19 protein-coding genes are annotated in these 26,575 nt (G+C 50.2%); 11 read left to right on the top strand and 8 right to left on the bottom strand.

Going from position 1 to position 26,575, the window contains the following annotated elements:
* Positions 1–64: 64 nt before the first annotated feature.
* Entirely contained in the window at positions 65–583 is a 519-nt protein-coding gene (locus tag H6F72_RS11555; RefSeq protein WP_190435012.1) for a TIGR00725 family protein, read from the top strand.
* 285 nt (positions 584–868) lie between these two features.
* Positions 869–1,150, top strand: coding sequence for a hypothetical protein (locus H6F72_RS11550; RefSeq protein WP_348252137.1), 282 nt, complete (start codon positions 869–871; stop codon positions 1,148–1,150).
* 66 nt (positions 1,151–1,216) lie between these two features.
* Here H6F72_RS11550 and wecB read toward each other — a convergent pair whose 3' ends face one another.
* Positions 1,217–2,329 (bottom strand): non-hydrolyzing UDP-N-acetylglucosamine 2-epimerase, encoded by a 1,113-nt coding sequence (gene wecB, locus H6F72_RS11545; RefSeq protein ID WP_190435010.1) that lies wholly within the window; start codon positions 2,327–2,329, stop codon positions 1,217–1,219.
* Between the two features lie 440 nt (positions 2,330–2,769).
* Between wecB and H6F72_RS11540 the strand changes: the two genes are divergently transcribed.
* Entirely contained in the window at positions 2,770–4,110 is a 1,341-nt protein-coding gene (locus H6F72_RS11540) for a type IV pilus twitching motility protein PilT (RefSeq protein ID WP_190435007.1), read from the top strand.
* 197 nt (positions 4,111–4,307) lie between these two features.
* The gene (locus H6F72_RS11535) at positions 4,308–5,093 is read left to right on the top strand and encodes a circadian clock KaiB family protein (RefSeq protein WP_190435004.1); all 786 of its coding nucleotides are present in this window, start codon (positions 4,308–4,310) and stop codon (positions 5,091–5,093) included.
* A gap of 7 nt (positions 5,094–5,100) precedes the next feature.
* On the opposite strand, the gene H6F72_RS11530 is transcribed toward H6F72_RS11535, so the two are convergent.
* Positions 5,101–6,630 carry a thioredoxin-like domain-containing protein gene (locus H6F72_RS11530; protein ID WP_190435001.1) on the bottom strand — a complete coding sequence of 510 codons (1,530 nt, stop codon included), beginning with the start codon at positions 6,628–6,630 and terminating at the stop codon, positions 5,101–5,103.
* Positions 6,631–6,662: 32 nt separating this feature from the next.
* Complete coding sequence (locus tag H6F72_RS11525) at positions 6,663–8,978, bottom strand: hypothetical protein (protein WP_190434998.1); 2,316 nt, start codon at positions 8,976–8,978, stop codon at positions 6,663–6,665.
* A 671-nt stretch (positions 8,979–9,649) separates the two neighbouring features.
* Between H6F72_RS11525 and psaA the strand changes: the two genes are divergently transcribed.
* The 5 genes from psaA (at position 9,650) to H6F72_RS11500 (ending at position 18,228) form a co-directional block, all read left to right on the top strand.
* The gene (gene psaA, locus H6F72_RS11520) at positions 9,650–11,905 is read left to right on the top strand and encodes a photosystem I core protein PsaA (protein ID WP_190434996.1); all 2,256 of its coding nucleotides are present in this window, start codon (positions 9,650–9,652) and stop codon (positions 11,903–11,905) included.
* Between the two features lie 24 nt (positions 11,906–11,929).
* A complete protein-coding gene (psaB, locus tag H6F72_RS11515) occupies positions 11,930–14,146 on the top strand; it encodes a photosystem I core protein PsaB (protein WP_190434993.1) in 2,217 nt (738 codons plus the stop codon).
* Positions 14,147–14,306: 160 nt separating this feature from the next.
* The gene (locus tag H6F72_RS11510) at positions 14,307–14,765 is read left to right on the top strand and encodes a transposase (RefSeq protein ID WP_190434990.1); all 459 of its coding nucleotides are present in this window, start codon (positions 14,307–14,309) and stop codon (positions 14,763–14,765) included.
* Positions 14,766–15,089: 324 nt separating this feature from the next.
* Positions 15,090–16,922: an EamA family transporter gene (locus H6F72_RS11505; RefSeq protein WP_190434987.1), complete on the top strand. Its 1,833-nt coding sequence runs from the start codon at positions 15,090–15,092 to the stop codon at positions 16,920–16,922.
* A gap of 37 nt (positions 16,923–16,959) precedes the next feature.
* Positions 16,960–18,228: an inorganic phosphate transporter gene (locus tag H6F72_RS11500; protein ID WP_190434984.1), complete on the top strand. Its 1,269-nt coding sequence runs from the start codon at positions 16,960–16,962 to the stop codon at positions 18,226–18,228.
* Between the two features lie 100 nt (positions 18,229–18,328).
* On the opposite strand, the gene cutA is transcribed toward H6F72_RS11500, so the two are convergent.
* Positions 18,329–18,661, bottom strand: coding sequence for a divalent-cation tolerance protein CutA (gene cutA, locus H6F72_RS11495; RefSeq protein WP_190434982.1), 333 nt, complete (start codon positions 18,659–18,661; stop codon positions 18,329–18,331).
* A 128-nt stretch (positions 18,662–18,789) separates the two neighbouring features.
* On the opposite strand from cutA, the gene H6F72_RS11490 reads away from it, so the two are divergent.
* Positions 18,790–19,497, top strand: coding sequence for a DUF2834 domain-containing protein (locus tag H6F72_RS11490; RefSeq protein WP_190434977.1), 708 nt, complete (start codon positions 18,790–18,792; stop codon positions 19,495–19,497).
* Here H6F72_RS11490 and H6F72_RS11485 read toward each other — a convergent pair.
* The 3 genes from H6F72_RS11485 to H6F72_RS11475 all read right to left on the bottom strand — a co-directional run bounded on the left by H6F72_RS11485 (position 19,483) and on the right by H6F72_RS11475 (position 22,739).
* The gene (locus H6F72_RS11485; RefSeq protein ID WP_190434975.1) at positions 19,483–20,385 is read right to left on the bottom strand and encodes a carbohydrate ABC transporter permease; all 903 of its coding nucleotides are present in this window, start codon (positions 20,383–20,385) and stop codon (positions 19,483–19,485) included. The two genes, H6F72_RS11490 and H6F72_RS11485, sit on opposite strands and share 15 nt — an antisense overlap.
* A gap of 86 nt (positions 20,386–20,471) precedes the next feature.
* Positions 20,472–20,927 (bottom strand): hypothetical protein, encoded by a 456-nt coding sequence (locus tag H6F72_RS11480; RefSeq protein ID WP_190434971.1) that lies wholly within the window; start codon positions 20,925–20,927, stop codon positions 20,472–20,474.
* 30 nt (positions 20,928–20,957) lie between these two features.
* The gene (locus H6F72_RS11475; protein WP_190434968.1) at positions 20,958–22,739 is read right to left on the bottom strand and encodes an NAD+ synthase; all 1,782 of its coding nucleotides are present in this window, start codon (positions 22,737–22,739) and stop codon (positions 20,958–20,960) included.
* Positions 22,740–22,910: 171 nt separating this feature from the next.
* Between H6F72_RS11475 and H6F72_RS11470 the strand changes: the two genes are divergently transcribed.
* Positions 22,911–23,399: a hypothetical protein gene (locus H6F72_RS11470; RefSeq protein ID WP_199299034.1), complete on the top strand. Its 489-nt coding sequence runs from the start codon at positions 22,911–22,913 to the stop codon at positions 23,397–23,399.
* An 18-nt stretch (positions 23,400–23,417) separates the two neighbouring features.
* Here the strand turns inward: H6F72_RS11470 and priA are convergent, their stop codons facing one another.
* Positions 23,418–25,946: a primosomal protein N' gene (priA, locus tag H6F72_RS11465; protein WP_242016886.1), complete on the bottom strand. Its 2,529-nt coding sequence runs from the start codon at positions 25,944–25,946 to the stop codon at positions 23,418–23,420.
* Positions 25,947–26,575 lie beyond the last annotated feature (629 nt).

Raw genomic sequence — 26,575 nt, 5'->3', positions numbered from 1 at the left:
TGAATTTGAGAGAGGTGCACCTAAAATCTCTCAAATTGCCCTTCACACCACTAGCAGCAAAATTATGCCCAAAGTTGTGATCGGAGTGATGGGGCCTGGGTCTGAGGCAACTGCCATAGACCTGCAGAATGCCTATACAGTCGGTCAGTTGATTGCCACAGAAGGGTGGGTGCTGCTCACGGGTGGACGCAATACTGGCGTAATGCAGGCTGCGAGTCAAGGTGCAAAACAAGCAGGCGGACTGACGGTAGGAATTTTGCCCAGCGCTGCCAGGGCAGCAATGTCAGAGGCAGTCGATATTCCTGTCTTGACAGGCATGGGGAGCGCCCGCAACAACATTAATGTGCTCTCTAGCCAAGTGGTCGTTGCCTGTGGCATGGGCGCAGGAACTGCTTCAGAAATTGCCTTAGCCCTTAAAGCTCAGAAAAAGGTGATTTTGTTAAATAAAAACGCCTCTAGCCAAACCTTCTTTAAAGGTCTAGCTCCCGAATTAGTATCTGTCGTGGAGCAGCCAATTGCAGCGATTGAAATAATCAAAGCTTTTTTAAGTGATGAAGATCACGTAAATAGAACAGTGGAATAAATCTAATCAGCGGTCAAATTAGGCTAAGCAATAGTCCTATAAACCACTCTTTAAGATTAGCGCTAGCGATCTGTGTAAATAAAAATTAGCTAAATTTCAGTAATACTTACATTTGCGATCGCTTGGCCTTCAACTCCTCATCCTACTAGTTCACTGAATTTCCGGCTGACAACCTCTAGATTGATGTCAAGGGATGCTTACTAAGACAGTGTCAAAGAAAAGCTTCCTCTGGGCAAACTAAGGTTAGCGCGTGAAGTACTGAACTATATTGCTGGGGTGATTGTTGTGGTGGACAATACAGGCATCAATACCAATAAGGACAAGTTTTTCTATCCAACCGGGCGGTATTACGGTGAGTTCACACCCGAATATTTAGCCTTTAATGCCAACTTGCAAGAGTTTACTCAACGGGTTTCCATTATTTGTGGCTTAGAAGCAGGCGGCAAAATTTCTCCGACAGAAGCTTATGAGGAAATTCAGAAGTTATGGCAGCAGCTCAAAGCCTCTAAACAAAGTTTGTTAGATCAGCAGCGCCCCCGCCAAGTTGATTTACCTGACGAAGATTGAGTTGCTGCTGTGCTTTTTCAGGCCACCGAGCTAAATTACTCAGACCTAAATAATCAAAATTCTGAATTATTCAAAATACTGAGTCACAATTTTTAGAATCCGCTCAGCTGCTCGTCCATCTCCAAAGGGATTAACGGCAGTTGCCATCTTTTCATAAGCAGTAGGATGACTCAAGAGGTCGGTCGCTGCATTGATGATGTCCGCTGGTTGTGTGCCTACTAGCTTAGCCGTGCCAGCCGCGATCGCTTCGGGCCGTTCTGTGGTTTCGCGCAAGACCAATACAGGCTTACCTAAGCTAGGTGCTTCTTCTTGCAGTCCGCCGGAGTCTGTCAGTAGCAAATAGCAACGTTGGATCGCCCCCACTAAATCAGCATAATCTAGCGGTTCAGTCAAAAAAGCCCTAGGATGCTTGCCTAAAAGAGCTTGCAAGGGTTCTCGCACGGTCGGATTGCGGTGTAGCGGTAGCAATAAAGCGGTGTCAGGGAACTTATCGAGAATTTCTAAAAACCCCTGACCAATATCTTGCAACGGCTCACCCCAGTTTTCTCGGCGGTGTACTGTTGCCAGCAGCACTCGATGTTGCTGCCAGTTTAAGCCTGGAATATTACAAACAGGGTGCTGCGCTGCCACAGATAGCAAAGCATCAATCACCGTATTACCTGTTTGGTGAATTTCGCCTACCACACCAGAGCGTTGTAAATGCTCTACAGCCAGAGTCGTCGGGGCAAAATGCAGCTGAGTCAACTGCGAAATCAACCGACGATTCGCTTCTTCGGGATAAGGGTTGTAGAGGTCATCCGTGCGCAAACCCGCTTCCACATGACCCACCGGGATTTTTTGGTAGAACGCTGCCAGAGCGGCAGCAAATGCTGTAGTAGTATCGCCTTGTACTAAAACAATTTGCGGCTCAATTTCCTTAAATAGACGCTCTAGCCCTTGCAAACTGCGGCAAGTAATATCAGTGAGAGTTTGCTGAGGTTGCATAATTGCCAAGTCTTGATCGGCTTGCAAGTCAAACAGTTGCATCACTTGTGCAACCATTTCTCGATGTTGACCTGTCAAAACTACTTGCGTGTCGAAACGCTCAGAACGCCGAAACTGTTGAATTACGGGGGCCATTTTGATGGCTTCGGGGCGGGTGCCTAACGTCACGCAAACTCGAATGGGAAATTGCTGCATTGAACTGAATCGCTTGTAAATAACAACTCACGCAAAGGCTTTTCCTAGGCTAATCGCCTCTACCAACCTGCCTCACTTCATAACACTTATACCCGATACCTGACTCTCCTATACCTGCCTGTTGCTGCTTCCCCAAGACATGGGACACAGTAATTTCAATCTCTTTGATACTTTGACAAAGTTACGGGGGAACCCTGAGCAAGATGGAAGTCAGTAAAATGCTTTCGACCAAAATCTTTGGCTTAGGTATATACGTTAGAAAAGTTTTGCAGTTACTCTATGGAATGATAGGTAGTTGCGTATCCTGACAAAAAAGTCAAGCCTTTCATCCAGGAAGTTAAGGCAGTCGGGAGATTGAAGCTTTCCCAGTCAAATCTGCATCGGCTTGACAGACTTCTACGGGTTGTTTGCATCTCAGCGTTCTTGTAGAGAAGTAGTATATGACAGAATCACAGCGCCCACCCATCTCGCCGCCCCCTGCTCCTGGTCCCCGCGTACCTCCACCGCCTCCACCTCCCATGCGGTCTGCTGCCACTACTGTACCTACAGGGGCTACTCAGCAAATGTCTCCCCAGACGATGCCTATGCCAACGGCTACCGCAGCTCAAAACCCTGCGCCGCCCCCAATGGCTCCTCCCCCAGCGCCTCCTGGATCTCCTGCGGGGCACCGTCCTGGTGCGCCACCGAGTTCTCCTAATGCGGCTCGCAAAACCAATACTGGCGCACCCACCCTAGAGCAGTTGGTCCGGGAAGCTTACGATAAAGGCTTTTCTGACGTTCACTTGGGAGTTGGTGAAACTCCGCGCTTCCGGAACCGGGGAGAAATTGACACGACGAACTACCCCGTTACAGATGAAGCCACCTTTATGAGTTGGTTGCGAGAGATTTTGTCTGATGAGGAAATTCGGCGTTTTCAAGACACGCTAGATTTTGACGGTGCCTCTCAGTACGACTTTGCCCGCATCCGGATCAATATTTTTGATTCCCTACACGGCCCTGCAATGGTGCTGCGATTGATTCCGGTGAAGATCCTGACGATGGAGGAACTCAGCCTACCTCCGGTCTTCCGCGATTTGTGCCATTACCACAAAGGCTTGATCTTGGTGACAGGGCCAACAGGTTCCGGTAAGTCCACCACGATGGCGGCGATGATCGACTACATCAATAAGGAGATGCCGAAAAACATCATCTCCATTGAGGACCCGATTGAATTCGTCCACAAAAGTCGGCGATCGCTGATCAAGCAACGGGAAGTCGGGATTAACACCCTCAAGTTTGATAACGCCCTAAAGGCCTCTTTGCGGGAAGATCCAGACATCATCCTGATCGGGGAGATGCGCGATCGCGAGACAGTGAACACGGCACTCAAGGCAGCGCAAACAGGTCACTTAGTGTTTGGTACCTTGCACACCAACAGCGCTGTGAAAACGATTGAGCGGATTCTGAACCTCTATAACCCAGAGGAGCAAGGCCCCATGCGGATTCAGGTAGCTGAGTCTCTTATCGGTGTCATTGCTCAGGGTCTCGTGCGGACGACCGACGGCAAACGGGCCGCGATTCACGAAATCATGATCAACACTGACGCCATCCGTGACTACATTAAGCGGGGCGAAGTGGACGAAGTTGAGGCGATCATTCCGAAATGTACCTTTGACGGTATGTGCACGATGAACCAGTCGCTGTACAAACTCTACGAAGCAGGTCGGATTACTGAGGAAACCGCACTAGAAGCGTCACCTAAGGCGAACGAAATGGCTATGACCCTGAGAGGCCGTATCTAGCAAGAGCCAACTCACTCAGCTTTAGGGTAAAAGTATTTTCTCTAACCCTACCCGTGAGTTTCTGTTACATTAGTCATCCACTTCAAGCAACTGCTTTCACCTAGAAAGTAGTTGCTTTTTTCCATAGGTTAGTTCAGCGCAGTGCTAGATTAAATCCTTACAACTTCTATACATGATCTCCTAGCCATAAACATCTCTTGAATCAAGCTCGCTCTTCACCGCCACAACTATTCAAAGGCATTGCCCTATTTACGCCTAAAGGGGATCTAATTTATTGCATCGATCCAAACAAGCAAAAGCGTTGGCATTTGCATTTATGTGTGGCTTTGCAAGAAATTTTGCGCTTACCGGAACCGCCTCACTTTCTCGTTCCTTGCTACACTGCCACGATCGATCGCTGGCTTGATCCTCAAACTAAGCAGGTGCGCGTGTTTGCAGAAGCTTATCCGCCGGTTTTACGTCATCAAGCCTTGCTCAATGCTTTATTTGAAACCAAACATTTAGCTTGGCAACCTGTGGCGATCGCTGATGGCTTATGTGACCCTATGGTTTTGGCCGCTTATCGCCGCCAATTTCCCCAACTGTGGGAATCGCATGAATTAATTGTCCGTTTCGACCAAAACTTTTCTCGTTGGGAAAGTGCTGCTACGGCACCGTCGCGATCGCTCCATGAGCTAGATGAGACGCCTGTGGCATCTAAGCGCACCACCCAGGGATATGTGCTCCGATTGTTTGTATCTGGACATAGTGCGGCAACTGAGCGAACTCTACAAACCTTGCATGAACTTTTAGAGAATTCGCTGCATCACCCCTATACACTCAAGGTCATTGATATTCTGAAGCACCCCGAACAAGCTGAGACAGACCAAGTTTCTGCTACACCAACACTGGTGCGAGTATGGCCTCATCCAGTGCGGCGCATTGTGGGAGAGCTAGATAATGTGAACCGAATTCTACAGGTCCTTGGCACACCAGATAGCTAGCTAAGAACTAGAGGGTGAAGTCTGGCCAACAAAGAGTTGGACTGCACAAGCCAGGAAAAGTCAAGGTCGAGACACTTAAGGTATCCAGGGCAACGCAGCGAATGGCATGGTTGTTGGTATCCGCTACATACAGGCGATCGCCCCAAATACTGAGACCAGAGGGTTCGGCAAAAGAGCTATCAGTACCTTGCCGATCTTGATGCCCAGCTTGTCCATTGCCCACCAAAGTTTGACAATGTTGAGTGCTTAGGTCAACTCGCTTAATTTTGTGATTGTAGGTGTCTGCAACCCACAAGTTTCCTTGAGCATAGGTAATGCCTAAACAATGCTGAAGGCGCGCCGCTTCCCCTATGCCATCTACGTCACCGAAGCTAAATAACTCTCCGCTGCCACAGATGGTCCTAACTTGATAGTTTGGGCCTAAGCCTATGCCCCGAATGGCGCTGATTTCACTATCAGCTACACAGAGTTCCTGCCCATCTGTAGTGATACCGCTGGGCTGAGCAAAAGCTGCCTGCGTCGGCTCTCCATCGACCCCTGCTTCTGCGCCACTACCTGCATATGTCTCGATAAATCCAGTTAATAAGCGCATGACCCAAATTTGATGTGGCCCTGCCATCGCAATGAAGAGGCGATCGCCTACTTTTTCGACATCCCAGGGAGAATTTAACGGCGTTTCTAAAGCCAATCCTTGCTGAGGTCGAATTAAACGGTTTTGGATTCCGGTGCCAGCGATCGTATCTACCCGTTGTTGCCTCAAGTCAACACGACGCAGTGCATGGTTTTCGGCATCGGCTACATAGAGAATCAACTGGTCTGAGTCAAGACTCATCCCTTGAGGCCCCAAAAATTTTGCTTCTGCAAAAGTGCCATCCACTAACCCCGGTTCCCCAGTCCCGATCACATGTCGCACTTCACCTGTCAGCGTCGCTATAACTAGCCGATGGTGACCAGAGTCAGCCACAAATAACCAAACTTCTGTCCCCACCTGCCCAACTAAAACTTTGCCCGGAAAAGCAAGAGAGCTGGTCAGGGTTTGCTGTTGCTTTTCGAGGGTAAAGCTCAGTTCTTTTAAGCGCAAAGTTTCTTGAGTTTGAGAGTTTTGGAATAGCTCGTCTAGTAAAGCTTCTAGGCGATCGCAGCTGACTTCCCCAGTCAAAGAATGCCGCACATACCCAGCAGGGTCAATGATGACTAGAGTGGGCCAAGCTCGAACCGCGTACTGCTGCCAAACTTCAAACTCACTGTCTACCAGCACCGGATGTTCAACGTCGTAGCGCAGAACTGCCTGACGGATGCTGTTTAGCTCTTGCTCGTTGGTAAATTTAGCGGAGTGAACTCCAATCACTGTGAGGCTGTCTTTGTACTTCTGCTCCAGGTATTTCACAGTTGGCAGAACATGAAGACAGTTGATGCAGCCGTAGGTCCAAAAGTCTAATAAAACAAACCGACCCCGGAGCGATCGCAGCGTCAAAGGATGAGCTGTGTTCAACCAAGGTCGGTCTTGTGGGAGTTCTGGGGCTCTAACGCGAGGCATGAGTATCTCCTAGCAATCAAGCCCCAAAGTTTTTAAGGAGTTTCGAGAGATTCTACGTTGTCAACCGAACTGCCAGCCTCAACTTCTGTACTGCTATCGGGCGAATCAGTAGTTGCAGGTAAGCTGGGAGCCGCAAACTTCTCGCGCAGTTGCTGTACGCGATCGGACTGCTCTGGTGCTTGAATGATAGGCACTTCCTTGGGCGCAGCAGGTGCAATCGGTGCTGGCTGCGAACGTTTACGAATCGTTGGAGCTGTCTGCTGCGGTAGCGTAGGCTTGGGCTTTGGCACCACAACCTCTGGCAAGGCAGGAGTCACAATTGGCGCAGGCATCACAGGAGCAGGAGTTGCCTGGTGCAGCCGCTCAAAAATGTCTCCGTACTTAGACTCCAGCGTTGGCTCTGGGACTTCAGGCTCTGCTACAGACGGCTCTAGGCTAGGAGCGATCGCGGGTTCCGCAGCTTCTACGCCAGGAGTTATTTCTGGAGCCTCGATCGCCTCTGGTGCTGGAGGCGCAGCTGGAGCAGGCACTAAATTCCGCAAACGATTAAAGAAGCCACCCGGTTTAGATTCAGTCGGTTGAGCTTGCGGCTCTGCCTCTATTGCTGGAATTTCCGTCTCCACTGGAGCAGATTCAGCCGTGTCAGTTGGGACTGCTGGCTCTACGACTGGAGTTTCTGTGACCTCTGGTGCGATGATCTCTGGCGCGAGGCTGGGAGCAGGCGGACGGAGATTAAAGAACCCAGTTGGCTTGGAAGTTGCAGGTGTTTCAACCTTAGCGGGCTCCTCAGCAGCTTCAGGCGATGCAGTACGAGTCGCAGCAGGGGTTGGCTCTATGTCACTAGAAGTTTCTGGAGTTGGAGCTTCCAGTAAGTCTGGCAAAGTGGGCGCATCAGTAGGAACTGGAATCACAGGGCTAGGTGCTGATCGACGGAAGCGGTTGAAGAAACCACCTGATTTGGGCTTTGCAGTCTCTAGCGGCTCTGTGGTTACTGCTGGTGATTCTGTTTCTTCCTCAGGTATAGAAGGAGGGATAGATTCCAGTGGCTCTGGAGAAGGTGCGATCGCTGGTTCTGGCTGAGTTTCTGGGAGAGTCTCAGGCGCAGGAGTCTCAATCACCTCGGGCTTACTTCTAGGGACGAAGTTTGGCTTCGGGGTGGTGTAAATCGGAGCAGCCGGACTCCGGAAGCGATTGAAGTAGCCACCTGGCTTGGGAGCCTCTGGTTGCTGAATTTGAGGTGGAGCAGGAGATTGGTTGGCCTTTGGCTCAGGCAGAGTTTCTGTAAAAGGTGTGGGAGAGAATTGCTCTTCTGGTTGTTCTTCCGGCAACTCGTCTACTGGCTGCTCGTCTACGGCAGGGCTACTGGGTACTGGCGCGATCGCCTCAGGTTCAGGCGCGGGAATTTGCAACTTATAGTTTGGATCAACAATGCCCCGCGCTTGTTCTGCCGAAATTTCGCCTCGGACCAGCTTAGACAGAGTATCTTGGCCGTTGAGTTCGTAAGTAATTAGTCGCACCGTATTGTTAAAGGCATTCCCAATCGGCTTACTCTTCTCATCCAGCAACTCTAGCTGTACCCAGTTTTTACCGGGCTGAAAACCTTTGAGGTAAAGCGGTTGCCAGCGCTCGAAGATAAAGCTCTCGCCATTGATCGTGCAACGAATCCGCCAATCGGAGATGTCGTCATCGTCTTCTTCCTGCGCTACTAAATGTAAAGGCGCATTCGTGAGGTAGAAGTCGAGCATGATTGGCTCAGCGCCATACTCTCCCTTGGGGCGGCTATAAGTTAGCAGCGGTTGTTCTAAATCTGGCGTATTTTCTTGGGTCTTAGTAAAGACATGAAAAGTGGTTTGAGCGTAAGCACCCTCATTCTTAAAGCTTTCATGCCAGGGCCGTGAGGCAAAGACTCGTAGCGTATGAGTTCCGGGTGCTACATCTTTCAAGATCAAAGGTTGCTCAGCGTTATAAACAGCCTCATAAGGCTCATTGTCTAAAATCACATGTAAATGTGGCCCCAGACCCAGTTGAGCATCTTTGAATAGAGGTAAATCTGTGACTTGGAATCGCACCGATACAGTGTTGTCTTCCAGCACTTCACTCGGGCGAGGGCTAAGAATCGAGACTTGAGGCTGATATTTTTCTAAGCTTTGCCGCAGTGTTTGAATGACTTCCGGCGGAGAAACTTCTGAGACTTTGCCTGCTTTTCCTACAAGTTGAGGAGATCCGGCGGGACTAGGAAGTCGCGCTTCGGAGCGATCGCCACAGCTTACTAGGCCCATCACCAAACTGACTGCTACTAGGAATGAAACGAAACCTTTAGCAGCACACCGCCAATTCATCGCAAACACGCAGCATTACTCCTAAGCGACCGACATCAAAAATCTTTACGCAAGTCGTTCCTAAGGAACTATAACGAAAAAGGCTTTCACTCCCCGATTGCACCTCAGTTGAGTATGAGTCATTGCGGAGTTACAGCACGATATTACTCTAAGGCTAAAACCTATATTCCCAGGTCTTGTCACTTGGAAAAAGCTAGTTCGCCTGCTTTTCAGCCAATTTCGCTAGAGCGTGTCGCAGCGTCTAGTAGGAGTAACCTGACTTAAAAGTGGGCTTTACTAGCGATCGTTTTTTTACACTTCTTAGCGCTATGTGAACTTATGCAAATCTCCTTGACATTTTGCTCAGCATCACAAAACGTCAAGCTCAGACCCACTAATGGTTTAGACAACTTGAATTATTGTTAACTGCTACGTAAACCCAACCTAAGGCAAGCCTATAATTCACCTTGAAGCTCCCCTCAGGCACTCCGCATCATACTTCAACCTCTCGCGGGACGATAATGATAGCGATTGCATTCTTTTCTGAATCCCAAATTCAGATGGGGTTACAAAGCTTAGTTCAGGTCTCATAAACTTGGATGCGGCTTCTGTAACGGTTCAGAAAAGGGCTCTAGGTGAATTCACAGCACCTCTGAGGGTGGGAGATTCCTCGTTCCTTGTCTAAAGAGAGGAGAGTCTCAATGGCAGTTAGTCCACAGGAGCGAGAGGCTAAAGCAAGGGTGGTCGTTGACAAAGACCCAGTTCCTACTTCTTTCCAGAAGTGGGCGCAACCAGGGCACTTTGACCGGACCCTCGCTCGAGGACCCAAAACCACTACTTGGATTTGGAATCTTCATGCCCTCGCTCACGATTTTGATAGTCATACTAGTGACTTAGAAGACGTATCCCGTAAAATCTTCAGTGCTCACTTTGGCCACCTGGCTGTAGTGTTCATCTGGCTCAGCGGGATGTATTTTCATGGCGCTCGCTTTTCAAACTATGAAGCTTGGCTGGCTAACCCTCTAGGCGTTAAACCTAGCGCTCAAGTGGTTTGGCCGATTTTTGGCCAAGAAATTTTGAATGCAGACGTAGGCGGCGGTTTCCAAGGTATTCAGATTACCTCTGGTTTCTTCTATATCTGGCGCGCTGCTGGCTTTACTAATACCTACCAGCTATATGTCACCGCTATCGGTGGTCTGGTAGCAGCTGCTCTGATGCTGTTTGCTGGCTGGTTCCACTACCACAAACGGGCTCCGAAGCTGGAGTGGTTCCAAAACGTTGAGTCTATGCTCAACCACCACTTGGCTGGTCTATTCGGTTTGGGCTCGCTATCTTGGGCTGGTCACCAAATCCACGTAGCACTGCCTATCAACGCCTTGCTAGATGCAGGTGTTCCAGCTGATCAGATTCCTCTGCCCCACGAGTTCATCCTGAACTCCAACTTAATGGCAGAGATTTTCCCCAGCTTTGCTAAGGGTCTAACTCCTTTCTTCACCTTGAACTGGGGTGAGTATGCAGACTTCCTGACCTTTAAAGGTGGTCTGAATCCAGTGACAGGTGGTTTATGGCTAACTGACACTGCACATCACCATTTGGCGATCGCAGTTCTATTCCTGATTGCTGGTCACCAGTACCGCACCAACTGGGGTATTGGCCACAGCATCAAAACCATTCTGGAAAATCATAAAGGTCCCTTTACAGGCGAAGGCCATAAAGGTCTTTATGAAAACCTGACCACTTCTTGGCACGCTCAACTGTCGATCAACCTGGCAATGGTTGGTTCCTTGAGCATCATCGTGGCTCAGCACATGTACGCAATGCCTCCGTACCCCTACCTGGCGACGGACTACGCGACACAGCTTTCCATCTTCACTCATCACATGTGGATTGGTGGCTTCTTCATCGTTGGTGGAGCTGCTCACGCTGCGATCTTCATGGTGCGTGACTACGACCCAGTCGTAAACCAAAACAACCTCTTAGATCGCGTCCTGCGTCATCGGGATGCCATCATTTCTCACCTCAACTGGGTGTGCATTTTCTTGGGCCTTCACAGCTTCGGTCTGTACGTGCACAACGACACGATGCGGGCTTTGGGTCGTCCCCAAGATTTGTTCTCGGATTCTGCAATTCAATTGCAGCCTATCTTTGCCCAGTGGATTCAAAATGTTCACACCTTAGCTCCAGGTGGTACTGCTCCTAACGCGCTGGCTCCTGCTAGCTATGCGTTTGGTGGTGGTGCGGTTGCTGTCGGCGGCAAGGTCGCAATGATGCCAATCGCATTGGGTACGGCGGACTTCATGGTTCACCACATCCATGCGTTCACGATTCACGTCACTGTCTTGATCCTGCTGAAGGGCGTACTATTCGCTCGCGGCTCTCGCCTAGTTCCTGACAAAGCCAACCTAGGTTTCCGTTTCCCCTGCGACGGTCCTGGTCGTGGCGGCACCTGCCAAATTTCTGGTTGGGACCACGTCTTCCTAGGTTTGTTCTGGATGTACAACTCCATCTCGATCGCAATTTTCCACTTCAGCTGGAAGATGCAATCGGATGTGTGGGGTACTGTCAATCCTGATGGAACCGTGTCTCACGTCACGGGTGGCAACTTTGCTCAAAGTGCAATCACGATCAACGGTTGGTTGCGTGACTTCCTCTGGGCACAGGCTTCTCAGGTTATTCAGTCGTACGGTACAGCGTTGTCTGCTTATGGCTTGCTGTTCCTCGGTGCTCACTTCGTTTGGGCATTCAGTCTCATGTTCCTGTTCAGCGGTCGCGGCTACTGGCAAGAACTGATTGAGTCTATTGTCTGGGCTCACAACAAACTGAAAGTGGCTCCTTCTATCCAGCCTCGTGCTTTGAGCATCATTCAAGGTCGTGCTGTAGGGGTGGCTCACTTCCTCCTGGGAGGAATTGTCACAACCTGGGCATTCTTCCTAGCTCGATCAATTTCGATAGGATAAGGGCGAGGAGGACTCCCTAAAACTATGGCAACTAAATTCCCTAAATTTAGCCAGGACCTCGCTCAAGACCCGACTACACGTCGGATTTGGTACGGGATCGCAACGGCTCACGACTTTGAAAGCCATGACGGCATGACGGAAGAAAATCTTTACCAAAAGATTTTTGCTTCTCACTTCGGTCACTTGGCAATCATCTTCCTGTGGACTTCTAGCCTCCTGTTCCACGTCGCCTGGCAAGGTAACTTCGAAACCTGGATCAAAGATCCACTGAATGTCCGTCCCATTGCTCACGCGATTTGGGACCCCCACTTTGGTCAACCTGCGATTGATGCGTTCACTCAAGGTGGCGCTTCTGGCCCGGTTAACGTGGCTTACTCTGGTGTTTATCACTGGTGGTACACCATCGGGATGCGCACTAACGGTGACCTCTACCAAGGTTCCGTATTCCTGCTCATCCTCTCTGCGGTTTTCTTGTTCGCAGGTTGGTTGCACCTCCAACCCAAGTTCCGTCCTAGTCTCTCTTGGTTCAAGAATGCTGAGTCTCGCCTGAACCACCACCTCGCTGGTTTGTTTGGTGTTAGCTCTTTGGCTTGGACTGGTCACTTGGTTCACGTTGCTATCCCCGAATCTCGCGGACAGCACGTGGGTTGGGATAACTTCCTGACGACTCTGCCTCACCCAGAAGGTCTACGTCCCTTCTTCACAGGTAACTGGGGTGTTTATGCAGAGAACCCAGATAGTGCTCAACATCTGTTTGGTACTGCTGAAGGTTCGGGTAATGCAATCCTGACTTTCTTGGGTGGCTTCCATCCTCAGACTCAGTCCTTGTGGCTGACTGACATGGCTCACCACCACCTAGCGATCGCAGTGATCTTCATCATTGCGGGACACCAGTACCGCACCAACTTCGGAATTGGTCACAACATCAAAGACATGTTGAACGCCAAGAACTTCTTTGGCGCTAAGACCGAAGGTCAAGGTAACTTGCCTCACCAAGGCTTGTACGACACCTACAACAACTCTCTGCACTTCCAATTAGGCATTCACTTAGCAGCGCTAGGAACTGTGCTTTCTTTGGTCGCGCAGCACATGTATGCGATGCCTCCTTACGCCTTCATGGCGAAGGACTTTACCACTCAGGCAGCTCTGTACACCCATCACCAGTACATTGCAGGCTTCTTAATGATTGGTGCGTTCGCTCACGGCGCTATCTTCTGGGTTCGTGACTACGATCCAGATCAGAACAAAGGCAACGTGCTCGATCGCGTCCTCCGTCACAAAGAAGCGATCATCTCTCACCTGAGCTGGGTATCTCTCTTCCTGGGTTTCCACACCCTAGGTCTCTACGTCCATAACGACGTTGTAGTTGCTTTCGGTACTCCTGAAAAGCAAATCCTGATTGAGCCTGTATTCGCTCAGTTCATTCAGGCTTCCCACGGTAAGGCTCTCTATGGCTTCAACACCCTGCTATCAAATGCGGATAGTGTTGCTTCCAATGCTGGCGCTACTTACCTACCTGGTTGGCTCGATGCCATCAACAGCGGCACCAACTCCCTCTTCTTGACCATCGGTCCTGGCGACTTCCTAGTTCACCATGCGATCGCTCTGGGTCTGCACGTTACGACCTTGATTTGCGTCAAGGGTGCGTTGGATGCTCGCGGTACCAAGCTGATGCCCGATAAAAAGGACTTCGGTTTCACCTTCCCTTGCGACGGCCCCGGACGAGGCGGCACTTGCCAGACCTCTGCATGGGAACAGTCGTTCTACCTTGCTGTTTTCTGGATGCTGAACACCCTTGGTTGGGTCACCTTCTACTGGCACTGGAAGCATCTGGCTGTATGGCAAGGCAACGTAGCTCAGTTTAATGAGTCTTCTACATACCTCATGGGCTGGCTGCGCGATTACCTCTGGCTGAACTCTGCTCAGTTGATTAACGGGTACAACCCCTATGGCATGAACAACCTGGCGGTCTGGGGCTGGATGTTCCTCTTTGGACACCTGGTTTGGGCAACTGGTTTCATGTTCTTGATCTCCTGGAGAGGTTACTGGCAAGAATTGATCGAAACCTTGGTTTGGGCGCACGAGCGTACTCCTCTAGCTAACTTGGTTCGCTGGAAAGATAAGCCTGTTGCTCTCTCCATCGTTCAAGGCTGGTTGACTGGTCTAGTCCACTTCACGGTTGGCTACGTCCTCACCTACGCCGCTTTCCTCATCGCCTCCACTGCTAGCAAGTTCGGTTAATCTTCACCGATTGACTCTCGCGTTAGCCGTATAGGTCAAACGAACTCCTCTGCCGCAAGGTGGGGGAGTTTTGTCTAATAACCTATTAAGTAGATACAAGCTGACATCGAGCTAAGTAACATTGGCTTGGTGTAATGGACTTGATCACCGCAGTTATTGCTTGAGTAAGCCACAGCTTGGTAGCCTTAGTAAGTCTTGCAAGGGGCATCGAGGCAAGAATATCTCGTTGATTGGTGGCATGAGTATCGATGGTTTGATTGCCACCTTCACGATTGTCGGCAGCGTCAATACCGACGTGTTTCTGTTCTACATCCAAGAGATTCTGACACCTCGACTGTGGGTAGGAGCAATCATTGTGATGGATAACTTACCGGTTCATCATGCCTCAGTTGTTCACGAAGCGATCGAGGCTGTTGGAGCCCAAGTTGTGTTTTTGCCGCCTTACTCCCCCGAGCTTTCCCCAATCGAGTTATGTTGGTCGAAACTCAAGCAACTGTTATGCTCGGCGAAAACTCGAACTAGCGAAGCCCTCGACCAAGCATTAAGCAAGGTGCTCAACGAGTGCATTTCTGATGAGGATGCTCTTGGCTGGTTCGCTCACTGTGGTCTATTCATCTGAGAACTGCTGTAAGTGAGAAAGTGAGAGATTTAAACTTCGGGAGCTTGAGCCTTAAGAATTTCTGTAGATACGCCACGAAATTTAGTAAGTGAGCCAAAAGAGTAGCTGAATCTGATAATGTCAAGGGATTTCGGCTTGTTTTCGGCTCGATCAAACAGCTCAAAGGCGCTAATTCAAGGTGGTGCGGGCCTGATTGCGGGCGGAGGAGTTCCTGATCAAATTAGACTTAATTTATAAAAAATACTGGGAATACTGACAGAGACGCTGACTCAGTTGTAAGGATAGCGATCGCTCAATGGCCAAGAGGTTAGAGGTTAAACGCTCATGGGGCAACTGAATAACACTCCATCAGAACCGCTCCGCGACCCATTAGCAAGCGCGGAAGCAGGAGAGCCACAGACGGAGCAGACGCTCAAAGCCGTGTCGCAGGACCTGAAGCGCCTGCATCAAGACTTAATTGTGCAGTTTGCTCAAGATATCGCCCGCCTTCAGGCCGAGAAATCTCACTTAATCGAAGATATTAATCAACTGCGCGACCAACACCAGCAGTTGAAAGCTGACGGTCACGAGGTGTTAGGTCAGCGGCAATTTGTTCAGCAGCAGACTTGGGCTAAGCAACTAGCGCAGGCGATCGCGGACCATTGGCAAATCTTTTTGAGGCAGCGACTCAACCAGTCAACCGCTCCAGTTCGTCAGCCTTGGGGACAGGCAACCAACGCTAACCCGTTGAGCCAAGGCAGCCTTGCAACCAATGATGAGATTTCCCAACTGCTGGTGCCTTTAGAGAAAGCTTTTAGCACCACCTTCAAAACTTTGCAGCAGGAGCTAGACAGCCACCAAAGCTGGCTATCACAACAGCTGAACCGAGTGGACAGCCCAGAACAGCAAGGAGAAATCATTTTATCTGCGCTAGTTCAGCGCCTACGAGAGCAACTCCAGGCAGGAGAAAACAGCTCTGCTCAACTATTAGCAGGCGATCGCTTCACGCCGTTTCTAGATGCGACTTCAGAAGGGCGATCGCTGACTCAATCTTCGCAAGCAATTAATCTGCCCTTCGAGCCTAGACCGAGTTCCAAACCAGAACCTCCCTTAACTGCACCGCTACCCAGTGCTCAGGGTGCTCAGGAGCCTCCCACCGTTTCCCCTCAGGTGAAGCCCCAAGCCAAGCGCCCCTCTCAAGTGCAAGTGGGTTTAATTTTAGTGTTGCTCTCATCTGTGGCGTTATCCTTCCATAACGTCGTGGTCAAAGTCCTGTTTAGGTCTCACGAGGTCCTCGGTTTAGGCCAGATCGGTGGCGTGATTATGCCAGGGCTGGGTAACTCGTTATTAATTTTGTGGATGCGGATGTTGATTGTTGTGCCTTTACTGGCTCTACTGGCACCCGTGCTGTATCCCCCCATGTGGCGTGACATTAAACGGTTTTTGCTAGCACCCGATCGGCGGCCTTTGAGGAATGTTGTGGGGAGTGGGGGGTTTTTGTTTCTGTCGCAAGTGCTGATCTACACGGCTCTGGCTCAAATTGCGGCTGGCACTGCAATCACCATTTTCTTTATCTATCCCACCATTACCGTGTTGCTCGCTTGGAAGATTTTTGGCGATCGCCCCACTGTATTTCGCTTAGTGGTCATGGCAGTGATTTGCTCTGGTGGTGTTTTAGCCTTACCCCAAGTTACAGGCCCCGCAACCGGTAATCTCTGGCTAGGAAGCGCTGCTGCTGCTGCCTCTGGATTTGCCTTTGCTGGCTATGTAATTTTGACTGGGTTGTGTACCCGTATGCTAAATCCGGTACCTGTCAGCCTGATTCAATTCGTCACAATTTTTGTTCTCTCCAGCGTCGTTTTGATGTTCCCGGCTCAAGCTCTGACTGTCAAGATTCAGCCAGCTATGTGGCCTGGTTTCATGCTAGGCTGTTTAGTCTTAGGCGCTGCTACTCTGCTGGGCTACCTCTTTACTAACATTGGTATTCGCTTAATTGGTGCCGCTCCTGCCTCGATTATTAGTGCCACAGGGCCCGCATTCACCGCTATCCTCGCTTGGTTGATTATTCAAGACCAACTGGAAAGCCGCCAGTGGTTTGGCGTGCTGTTAGTCACGCTAGGAGTGGCGGGTTTGAATTTAGAACGGCTGCGAGGACAGCTGAAACCGAAGTCCAGCTAGTAGAATGCTTGGCATATAGCCTGGATCTTCGGAGTTCATGTTGCATCAAGCATTCCTACCGCTAGCCCTAACGAGTGGACTGGCGCTTTATTTAGCCTGGAACCTAGGAGCCAACGATGTAGCCAATTCAATGGGTACTTCCGTGGGTTCAAAAGCTGTCACGCTGCGGCAAGCGCTGGTGATTGCAGGTATTTTGGAGTTTACAGGCGCGGTTTTGTTTGGGCGTAAGGTTGCTGGAACTCTAGCAACGGGGATAATAAACCCAGAATTATTTGCGACGCAGCCCCAAGTTTTAGTCGCAGGGATGGTGGCAGTTTTACTGAGTTGCGGTCTTTGGTTGCAAATCGCCACGAGCTTAAGTTTGCCTGTGTCTTCCTCCCATGCGGTGGTTGGAGCTTTAGCAGGCTTTGGTTGGGTTGCGGTTGGGTCGCAAGCGGTAGACTGGCAAGCCATTGGTTTAATTTCTTTAACCTGGGTGGTTACGCCGCTGATTAGTGGAGCGATCGCCGCCTCGTTCTACGGTTTGGTGAAGCATTGGATTCTCGATCAACCCAATGCGATGCAGAGCTTATATGAATGGATTCCTTGGTTGAGTGCGGCTTTGTTCAGTGTGTTTGGGGTGATTGTGTTGCCATCCCTGAGTCAACCCATTCAGCAGTTTTTCGCGATTCAGTTGGGGGTGACGCTGCCCCAGCACGATATTCCATTGCTGCTAGGCGCGATCGCCACGATGGGATTAACTTGGGTGAGTTGGCAACAACTCGCTGAGCGTGTGCAGCAGGATGATGCTAGCAACCCGGTAGAGCGGCAACTTGGGCAATTTCAAGTGTTGAGTGCTTGCTTTGTCGCTTTTGCTCATGGCTCTAATGATGTGGGAAATGCCGTCGCTCCTTTGGCTGCGATCGCTTATATCCAGCAAACGGGTACAGTCCCGACCGAGGATTTTAGTGTTCCTATTTGGATTTTGATTCTAGGTGGCGCAGGCATTGTGGGAGGGTTGGCCGTTTGGGGCAAAAAGGTGATTGCCACGATTGGTGAGGGCATCACAGCTTTGCAGCCGAGTGGAGGATTTTGTGCTGAACTCGCCACCGCGGCAACCGTTCTGTTGGCATCTCGTGCTGGTTTGCCTGTCTCTACTTCTCATGCCCTGGTTGGGGGAGTGGTCGGCGTTGGTTTAGTGAAAAGCTGGCAAGCCGTGAAATTCGCCACCTTGCGGGAGATTGGTCTTGCCTGGTTAGTTACTATTCCGATTGCAGCGGTGCTGTCAGCCCTAATCTTTGCTGGCATTCGCCTGCTGTGGTTATAAAAGCGATCGCTTCAGTGCAACCGATCCGGCTGACCAAAACATGAGATTGGCCGTAATCAAAACGCTGCTCCTGCGGCCCAGGCTACAGTTGATTAATAACCTATCTGCGTACTTGCTCACCTAACCACTGAAGATAGGCTGGGGAACCTGCCACGATCGGCAAGGCAATAATTTCTGGCACGTCGTAGGAATGCACTTCCTGAACCTTAGCGACCAAAGCTGCAAATTGCGCTAAATCTGTTTTGATGAAAAGTTGCCATTCTTGGTCTTTGTGGACTTGCCCCTGCCAGGTGTAAATCGAGTGAATAGGGGTGAAACTAACACAGGCTGCTAGCTTCGCTGTAATCAAAGTTTCTGCGATCGCCTCTGCTTCGGCTTGGGAGGTGGCTGTCACTAAAACAACTCCATAGCCATCGGTCGCCTCTAGTTCCATACTTGACCTCCCACTCAACTTCTGATTTAACTTTCGATTTGACTTGAGGCAGACGTAGCCCGCTGCGTTTCTACTTTAGACTGAGCGGACATCAATGAGCTGAGCGCTGCTTCAGGCGCTTTTCGGTCATGGTTAGAAAGATTTTGCTGTGGTGGATTTGGGCGGGGTTTGTCGTTTATACCATCCGCTTGGCCCCGCTCGATCAACCTGATACTTGGGCGATCGCCCGCAAGTTGCTCACCCTCCGCTGGGCAGACTTGAATACTTATCTTGTGGTGATCTTCTGGCTCATGGGAGTGTGGCCCATGATCTACGCCTGCCTGATGTTTGCCGACGGTCGGAGGCAATCGATCCCGGCGTGGCCTTACTTTCTCGGCTCCAATGGGACAGGGGTGCTGTGTTTGCTGCCCTACTTAGGGTTGCGGCAGCCGAATCAAGAGTTTTCTGGGCCTAAAGATGCCTGGCTACGAACGTTAGATTCTCGCTCTATGGGAATTGGTTTAACGGTTTGCGCGATCGCTTTGATTGCCTATGCGCTGCTAGTAGGAGATTGGGGAAACTTTGTACAGGAATGGCAAACGAGGTCTTTTGTTCACTTGATCGCCATTGATTTTTGCCTAATGTGCCTGATCTTTCCGCTCTCGACCTTGTTGAACGATGACATGGCGCGTCGGGGTCTGCATAGCCCACAGCTTTTTTGGCTAGCTGCTCTGGTACCTTTGTTTGGGCCTTTGCTCTACCTCTGTCTGCGGCCTCCCCTGCCAGAATTAGACCTGACTTCGTCGCCTCTCGCACCACCAACCGCAGACGTTACTTACGACTCAACTCACGGCTGATTCTTGGCCCCCAATCCAGAGGCGCACAAGAGATAAGCTCAGAATGATCAAGAACAGGACTAGCCCAATTGTGCAGGCGTAGCTCATCTCTAAGTCTTGAAAGGCTTGCTCGTAGAGGTAATACACAATTGTTTTAGAGCTATTGCGGGGTCCTCCTTGGGTCATGATGTAAATTTCTTCAAAGACCTTAGTTGCTGAGATTGAAGAAATCACTGCCACGAGAAACAAGTAGGGCTGCATTAGGGGAACCGTGATATCCCAATGTTTTTTGATGCCATCGGAGCCATCGATCGCGGCGGCTTCATACAAGTCTGCCGGAATCGATTGCAGACCCGCCAGATAAATCACCATGTAGTAGCCCAGCCCTTTCCAAATCGTCACTGCCATGACGCTAAACAGGGCAAATCGAGGACTGGTTAACCAAGGAATGCCTTCTGCCATCCCCAACGCCTTGAGAAATTGATTCAGCAGGCCATTGTCGGCGTATAGCCAACGCCAAGCAATCCCAGCCACGACCATCGAGATGACAACAGGCGTGTAGAAAGCCACCCGAAACCAGCGAATGCCGCGCAGCTTTTGGTTGACTAAAATTGCCAAACCGAGAGGTGCTATGACTAAAATTGGCACTACGCATACTAAGTAAAGCACTGTATTGCGAAGCGTTTGCCAAAACACCGGATCAGCCCAGAGACGCTCTAGGTTGCTGAATCCAGCCCATTGAGGAGTTTGGGTGAGGTCGTACTCGAAGCGGGTAAAACTGAGGTAAAACGCCTGTAGAGCAGGCCAAAAAACTGTTAGAGCCAAGACAATCAGCGCTGGCAACAGAAATAAATAGGGAGTGAGCTGTTGTCTGAGAAAGACGCCATCTTTAGAAACTAATTTCTGCATTGCGGCTCAGAGGATGCGGCGAGAGAAATGGGAAGGACAAGAACGGTGCTTCGACTTTCATTATCGGTTCTGCTTGTCACTGCCAATCAAGGTTGAGCCCGAAAACTGTTGGTAATGTTGGTGCGAATTCTTTGTAGCTCTGCTTGGCTGACATCCCGACTGCTGACCAGGACTAAGACGCGATCGCCCAACTCGGAGCAAATCATGAACACCGAAATATTTAACTTGGAGTTGACATCGCCGTAAGTCAGGGTGCCGTCTGAGGCAACGCGCACAAAGCGCTGAGCTAGCAAAAATTGTCGGGTTCTACTCAAACAAGCGGTTTGGGTAGTCACTCTTGAGGGCAACCATTCCGACCAAGCTCCTCCTAGCCCACCTGCGGTTCCGGGAGCAGCCCAGAACAGATTTATATTGCTTCCTAACAAAGCTGCGATCGCCCAACTCGCTCGTAAAGATGCAGTGCAGGCAAGAGAAATGTACGACTTGAGCGATCGTTGAGTCCAGCGAATTAGTAAATTATGTCTCAGACTAAGCGAAGTCATCAATTTGTGGTTGATTATTTTGTGAAAGGCTTAATGCTTAGGTGCTTCTGCCATAGAGGCCAATGCAGCAGTTGGAGTACTAGCCGCAACCCAGCGACTAGCGATTGGCATCCGCCATCCAGTACCAAAAGCGCGATCGGTAATCTTGATCCCCGGAGGAGCTTGGCGGCGCTTGAACTCAGACCGCGTCACCATTTTGACCACGCGATCGACCACGGCAGCATCATGACCAGCCGCCACGATCGCATCGGGAGGCTGGTGCTCATGAATAAAGCGATCGAGAATGTCGTCGAGAATGTCGTAGGGCGGTAAAGAATCTTGGTCTACTTGCCCTGGCTTGAGTTCGGCGCTGGGTGGTTTGGTGAGAATGTGAGTCGGAATTAGTTCAGATTTTGGATTTTGGATTTTGGACGTGAGACTAGAAAATTGATGAGCTTCACAAGGAGAGTTGAGCCATTCACAGAGAGCGTAAACGCAGGTTTTGGGCACATCTGCGATCGCGGCCAATCCACCGTTCATATCGCCGTAAAGGGTGCAGTAGCCCACCGCCATTTCGGATTTGTTGCCCGTCGAGAGCAGCAGATGACCGAATTTATTGGCGATCGCCATCAACAAGTTGCCCCGAATCCGAGACTGGATGTTTTCTTCGGCAATGCCAGGATCAGTGCCAGCAAACAAGTCTGCTAATCCTTGATCGTAATCCTGCATTAAATTTCCGATCGGCAGTGTATGAGTTTTGATCCCCAGTTTTTCGGCTAAATCTAAGGCATCCGTAATGGAGTGCTCGGAACTATGGGGTGAGGGCATCAGCACACCAAAAACATTTTCTGGCCCCAATGCTTCTGCTGCGATCGCCGCTACTAAAGAGGAGTCAATGCCACCGCTCAGACCCAATACCACCTGCGAAAAGCCACACTTGCGGGCATAGTCTTGAACCCCTAGAACGAGAGCGGACCAAATTTCTGCCATTTCAGAACTGGAGTGAGGAGCGATCGCCGCAAGAGAAGCGTCTACCGCTCTTAAATCTTGCTGTTCTGGGTCATACTTCAGTAACACTAGGTCACTAGAGAATGCCTGACCCTGGGCAATGAGCTCTCCTTGGCGATTCAGCACAAAACTGTTGCCATCAAAAATCAAGTCATCATTGCCACCGACTTGATTGACATAAATAATCGGCTGCTGATAGCGAGTGGCGCTATGTTGCAACATGGCTTGGCGGATTTTGCGTTTGCCGACGCTGTAGGGGGAAGCAGAGAGGTTAATGGTGAAAGCTACGCCTGTTTGGGCTAAATCGGCGATCGGGTTGGTCGTGTAGCTGCGCTTGCCCCAAAATTCTTCATCGTTCCAGAGGTCTTCGCAAATAGTCACGCCCACATGCAGGGAGTCCAGGTGAAAGTGATTGATTTGGCGACCTGGCTCAAAGTAGCGGTCCTCATCAAACACGTCATAAGTAGGTAACAGTCGTTTGTGAAAAATCTGGCGTACCTGTTGCTGCTCTAAAAGCGCGGTGCTATTGAATAACGGTTTGCCACCTTCTTCGAGCGATCGCTCATTCCACTCCACTGTCCCCACTAAAGCGGCTAATCCGGGTGGTAGATCCTGGGCTAACTGTCGCAACACTCGCTGCATCGCTTCTAGAAAGCTGGGATCTAACAGCAAGTCACGAGGCGGGTAGCCACACAACGAGAGTTCTGGGGTCAGGAGTAAACGTGCACCTTGGGCTGCTGCTTGTTGGGCCGCTGCCAGAATCCGCTGAGCGTTCCCGGTCAAATCGCCAATGGTGGGATTAAGTTGAGCGATCGCAATTTTCATCTACAGATTGCTGAAATCTTTTGGAGCTGAGCTGTTTTCAGTTTAGATGAGTTGTCAGATTAGTTCTGGTTCAGGGTAATCAGATCGAGGTGTAACTTGGTTTCAGCTTATCCGCGCTACAGTTGCGATGTATATAGTGCGGTATTTGGTTCGCTTCTCCCCAAATAGGCAATGGAACTCAACCGTTTGCTCTACGAAAAATCAGTTCCTGACAAAGGTCATTTGATTATTCCATTTGTCTTTGGCATGGTGGACAAAGCTTACATCTACTCCTATAGCCTACTAGCGGAGGTCGGACACAAAAGCGAATTCCACCAAGCAGAAAATCCAGCTCAGATGTACTCTAGTCACCTAGAGGAAATTATTCGCATTGCTCAAGAGCATTTAGCCGAAAACTCTCTGTATGAAAGCAGCCTAGAGAGCTTTAAGCATCGCTATACCTACTGCCATAACTTGATTATTGTCTCTGAAATGGCAGGTAAATATTTCTACGATCACTATCCCCCCAACCGACTCAACAACATCGCTGCCCCCAGAATCTTTTCTAGTGAATCTGAGTGCATCAGCTGGGTGAAACAAGGTTTAGACCAGTCTCGATCCACACCCAAACCAGAACTTACAACAGAAATTGTAGAGCCTGGTTTGTCACCACCTGATTAATATTTGGTAGAGCTGAATTTAGAGCAAGTTTAGCGGATCGACATCAACGGTCATGCTGACGTTGGGTGGGCAGAGCGATCGCAACTCATTCCAGTCGGGCAACTCCACTGCTCGATCCAGCGGCAACTTCAGCAGCACCTGCCAACGATACCGCCGCGCTACCCGCAAGATACTGGCTGGCGCTGGCCCCAGTAATTCATAGCCTGACTCTGCTTGTTGAGGCGCGAGCACCGCAGCAATGCGTTTGGCTGTTTTCTGGACCGCTAGTGGGTCAGGACTGCTAAATTTCAGCAGTACCAGTCGATTGTGAGGCGGAAATCGTAAGGTTTGTCGTTGCAGTAACTCGGCGCTGACAAATGGCTCGTATTCGTGGCGTTGCACCGCCTCAACTACAAAATGTTCTGGCGAATAGGTTTGAATAATCACTTGTCCGGGTTCATCGCCTCGGCCTGCGCGACCTGCGACTTGGGTCAGAGTCTGAAAAGCCCGCTCACTGGCCCGAAAGTCTGGCAGGTGCAATAAGCCGTCTGCTGCGATCACGCCAACTAGAGTCACTTGAGGCAGGTCAATGCCTTTAGTCAGCATCTGTGTGCCCACCAACAAATCTGCGTCTCCTTGGGCAAACTGCGTTAATAAAGCTCGGTGCGATCCTTTGGTGCGGGTGGTATCGCTATCAAACCGCAGACAGCGCAGGTCAGGTAAGTGCTTTGCCAGTTCTTGCGTGACTCGTTGGGTGCCGCTGCCGAAGAATTTGAGATAAGGGGAGCTACATTCCGGGCATTGAGGCGGATGGATAGCAGTATGGTTGCAGTAGTGGCACCGCAGCAGTTGAGTCGCCTCAGCGTGGGTGTGATGGTAAGACAAGGAGACGTCACAGTTGGGGCAATCCACCACATAGCCGCAACTGCGGCAGGAAACAAAGGTGCTGTGCCCTCGGCGGTGGATAAACAGAATTCCCTGTTGGCCTCGTTCTCGAAGTCGTTCTAGGGCTACCTGCAAAGCGCGACTGAAAATGGTGCGGTTCCCCTGCTGAAATTCCTGCCGCATATCAACGACTTCAATCGGTGGCAGAGGCCGCGATCGCACGCGACTAGGCAAAGACAAGTAATGCGGTGCGGGCGGGTTAACGTCTTGTTTAGCTTTGGCACTGACCCAAGTTTCAATCGAAGGAGTGGCGGAACCTAAGATCAAAGGGCAGTTGACTAACTCGGCTCGCCATTGAGCCACAGTGCGCGCATGGTAGCAGGGAGCAGGTTGGTCTTGCTTAAAGCTGGAGTCGTGTTCCTCATCTAAAATAATCAGGCCGAGCTGCGGCAATGGCGCAAACACCGCCGATCGCGTCCCAATTACCACTTGGGGGCTACCGCTAAGCATTTGCCGCCAAGTATCGTACCGCTCCCCCTCCGAGAGGGCGCTGTGGTAAACACAAACCTTGCTGCCAAACCTAGCGCGGAAGCGATCGGTGAGCTGAGGCGTTAAACCAATTTCTGGCACCAACACTAACGCTGACTGACCATGTTGCAGGACGGGGGCGATCGCCTGGAGATAAACCTCGGTCTTACCAGAACCCGTCACTCCGTGCAGTAATACCTGGGCAAAGCCAGAGAGTGAAGTGATGGTCGCAAGCGCTTGAGCTTGATCGGGGGTGAGGTCTTTGGGTTGGTCGGGCGCGATCGCTACCCCTGCTTCAGCCCGTAAAATTTCGCGCGGCTGAATAACAATGCAACCTTTTTTAGCTAAGGTTTGCACCGTACCAGAACTAGTCCGACAAAGCTGGAGGAGATCACTGAGCCACAGATCCCCTCCTTCTCGCTGAAGGGCTTGAATAATTTCTTGTTGGCGTGGGCTCAGGCTGCCTTCCAGATGGCTAGCCGCCACTAAAGTAACCGCTTGACGTAGCTTCGGACGCACTGTGGCAGGAGGTTCCAGGTAACTCTCGATCCAGCCTTGCTTCAGCAGTTCTCGCAGTCCCCGATCGGCACCCGAAATTTTTTGCTGGAGATACTGCCAAGTGTAGCTACCCTGCTTTTGAGCTTGGAGCCTACTTAAAACTTGCTGCGCGACTGAACTTAATTCGCTGGGATCAAGTCCACCTAAAGCTTTTAGCTCAATCAGGCGGACTCGTCGTTGCGATCGCCCTAATAAACCAGGAGGCAGGGCTACCCGAATCACTGCCATCAGCGAAGTGCAGTAGTAGTCAGCAACTTGGTTCAGTAGAGTCCAATAGGTAGCTGGAAAGAACCCTGTGCTGACCACCTCTTCCACCTCTCTAACCTGGGTTGGAGGTAGATCTGGAGGCAGCTGAGCTAAAAGGTGAATTGCGATCGCACCGACTTGTTGAGCCCCAAACGGCACTGTCAGAATATCCCCCGGCTGCACCGTCAAATCAGGCGGCAAGGCATAAGTGAAAAGCCCTTGGGCTCCAGGGCAGTCTACTAAAACTTCAACCCAGGAAAAGGTGGCAAAACGGTAAGAGTCATTGATCCCAGACTCAGCCAATAGGGGAGTAGCAAGACTAAGACTGGAATCAAACATACGAGAACGCATCCCAACTGCAAAGGCCCGAGACGACCCGTAAAATCGCTCTGTCTCATTTTCGCCTAACTTCCTCGATCCAGAAGGAAGGAGCCAGCCTGAGTTTGTCCTAAATTCTTTGCTTAAGCGGCAAATCAAAAGATTTAACGCTCAAAACTATAAAGCTAATTGCTGAGTTCGTATTAATCAACTGGTAGATAAAATTAATATTAAATAAGAAAGATTTTCTGCGATTCAGACTTCAATCTAAGGAGCATAGGGCATTTCTCCCCAACGGTAGAGAAGGATGTTTTTGTCAATATGAGATCCTGTTGTTACAGAAAAGTTGATCAATCCAACTTTAAAACTAAAAAAGTTAAATGATTTTATCGCACCTACTGGATATTCTTTTGAGTACTAGTACTTTTTCTAACTAGTCACTACGGATATCAGTACCCCGCTTGACAGAACAGGGTGCTTCCAGAGACTGCGAAATAAGGGTTTGCGAGTTGATTTCCCCATCAGCTTCAGAAGACCTAGGTTGACTTTTTAACACTCGTACTAGAGAAGAAAGTGCTGAAAATTATTTTTGGCCAACTTTATTCTCAAAGTACCTAATATTCCAACTGGAGCAATTTGTCTCTGGTAATTTACGTACCCTA

The sequence above is a fragment of the Trichocoleus sp. FACHB-46 genome, from assembly GCF_014695385.1.
GTDB lineage: Bacteria > Cyanobacteriota > Cyanobacteriia > FACHB-46 > FACHB-46 > Trichocoleus.
The sequence above is the reverse complement of the archived record's forward strand: the minus strand, read 5'-3'. Positions and strand labels throughout refer to the sequence as shown.

What these genes read in the sequence shown, in the direction of transcription:
- H6F72_RS11470 (WP_199299034.1), top strand. Translation starts at nt 22,911, where the DNA reads ATGGAACTCAACCGTTTGCTCTACGAAAAATCAGTTCCTGACAAAGGT.
- H6F72_RS11505 (WP_190434987.1), top strand. Translation starts at nt 15,090, where the DNA reads ATGGGGCAACTGAATAACACTCCATCAGAACCGCTCCGCGACCCATTA.
- cutA (WP_190434982.1), bottom strand. Translation starts at nt 18,661, where the DNA reads ATGGAACTAGAGGCGACCGATGGCTATGGAGTTGTTTTAGTGACAGCC.
- psaB (WP_190434993.1), top strand. Translation starts at nt 11,930, where the DNA reads ATGGCAACTAAATTCCCTAAATTTAGCCAGGACCTCGCTCAAGACCCG.
- H6F72_RS11490 (WP_190434977.1), top strand. Translation starts at nt 18,790, where the DNA reads ATGGTTAGAAAGATTTTGCTGTGGTGGATTTGGGCGGGGTTTGTCGTT.
- H6F72_RS11540 (WP_190435007.1), top strand. Translation starts at nt 2,770, where the DNA reads ATGACAGAATCACAGCGCCCACCCATCTCGCCGCCCCCTGCTCCTGGT.
- H6F72_RS11485 (WP_190434975.1), bottom strand. Translation starts at nt 20,385, where the DNA reads ATGCAGAAATTAGTTTCTAAAGATGGCGTCTTTCTCAGACAACAGCTC.
- H6F72_RS11530 (WP_190435001.1), bottom strand. Translation starts at nt 6,630, where the DNA reads ATGCCTCGCGTTAGAGCCCCAGAACTCCCACAAGACCGACCTTGGTTG.
- H6F72_RS11480 (WP_190434971.1), bottom strand. Translation starts at nt 20,927, where the DNA reads ATGACTTCGCTTAGTCTGAGACATAATTTACTAATTCGCTGGACTCAA.
- wecB (WP_190435010.1), bottom strand. Translation starts at nt 2,329, where the DNA reads ATGCAGCAATTTCCCATTCGAGTTTGCGTGACGTTAGGCACCCGCCCC.
- H6F72_RS11500 (WP_190434984.1), top strand. Translation starts at nt 16,960, where the DNA reads ATGTTGCATCAAGCATTCCTACCGCTAGCCCTAACGAGTGGACTGGCG.
- priA (WP_242016886.1), bottom strand. Translation starts at nt 25,946, where the DNA reads ATGCGTTCTCGTATGTTTGATTCCAGTCTTAGTCTTGCTACTCCCCTA.
- H6F72_RS11555 (WP_190435012.1), top strand. Translation starts at nt 65, where the DNA reads ATGCCCAAAGTTGTGATCGGAGTGATGGGGCCTGGGTCTGAGGCAACT.
- psaA (WP_190434996.1), top strand. Translation starts at nt 9,650, where the DNA reads ATGGCAGTTAGTCCACAGGAGCGAGAGGCTAAAGCAAGGGTGGTCGTT.
- H6F72_RS11475 (WP_190434968.1), bottom strand. Translation starts at nt 22,739, where the DNA reads ATGAAAATTGCGATCGCTCAACTTAATCCCACCATTGGCGATTTGACC.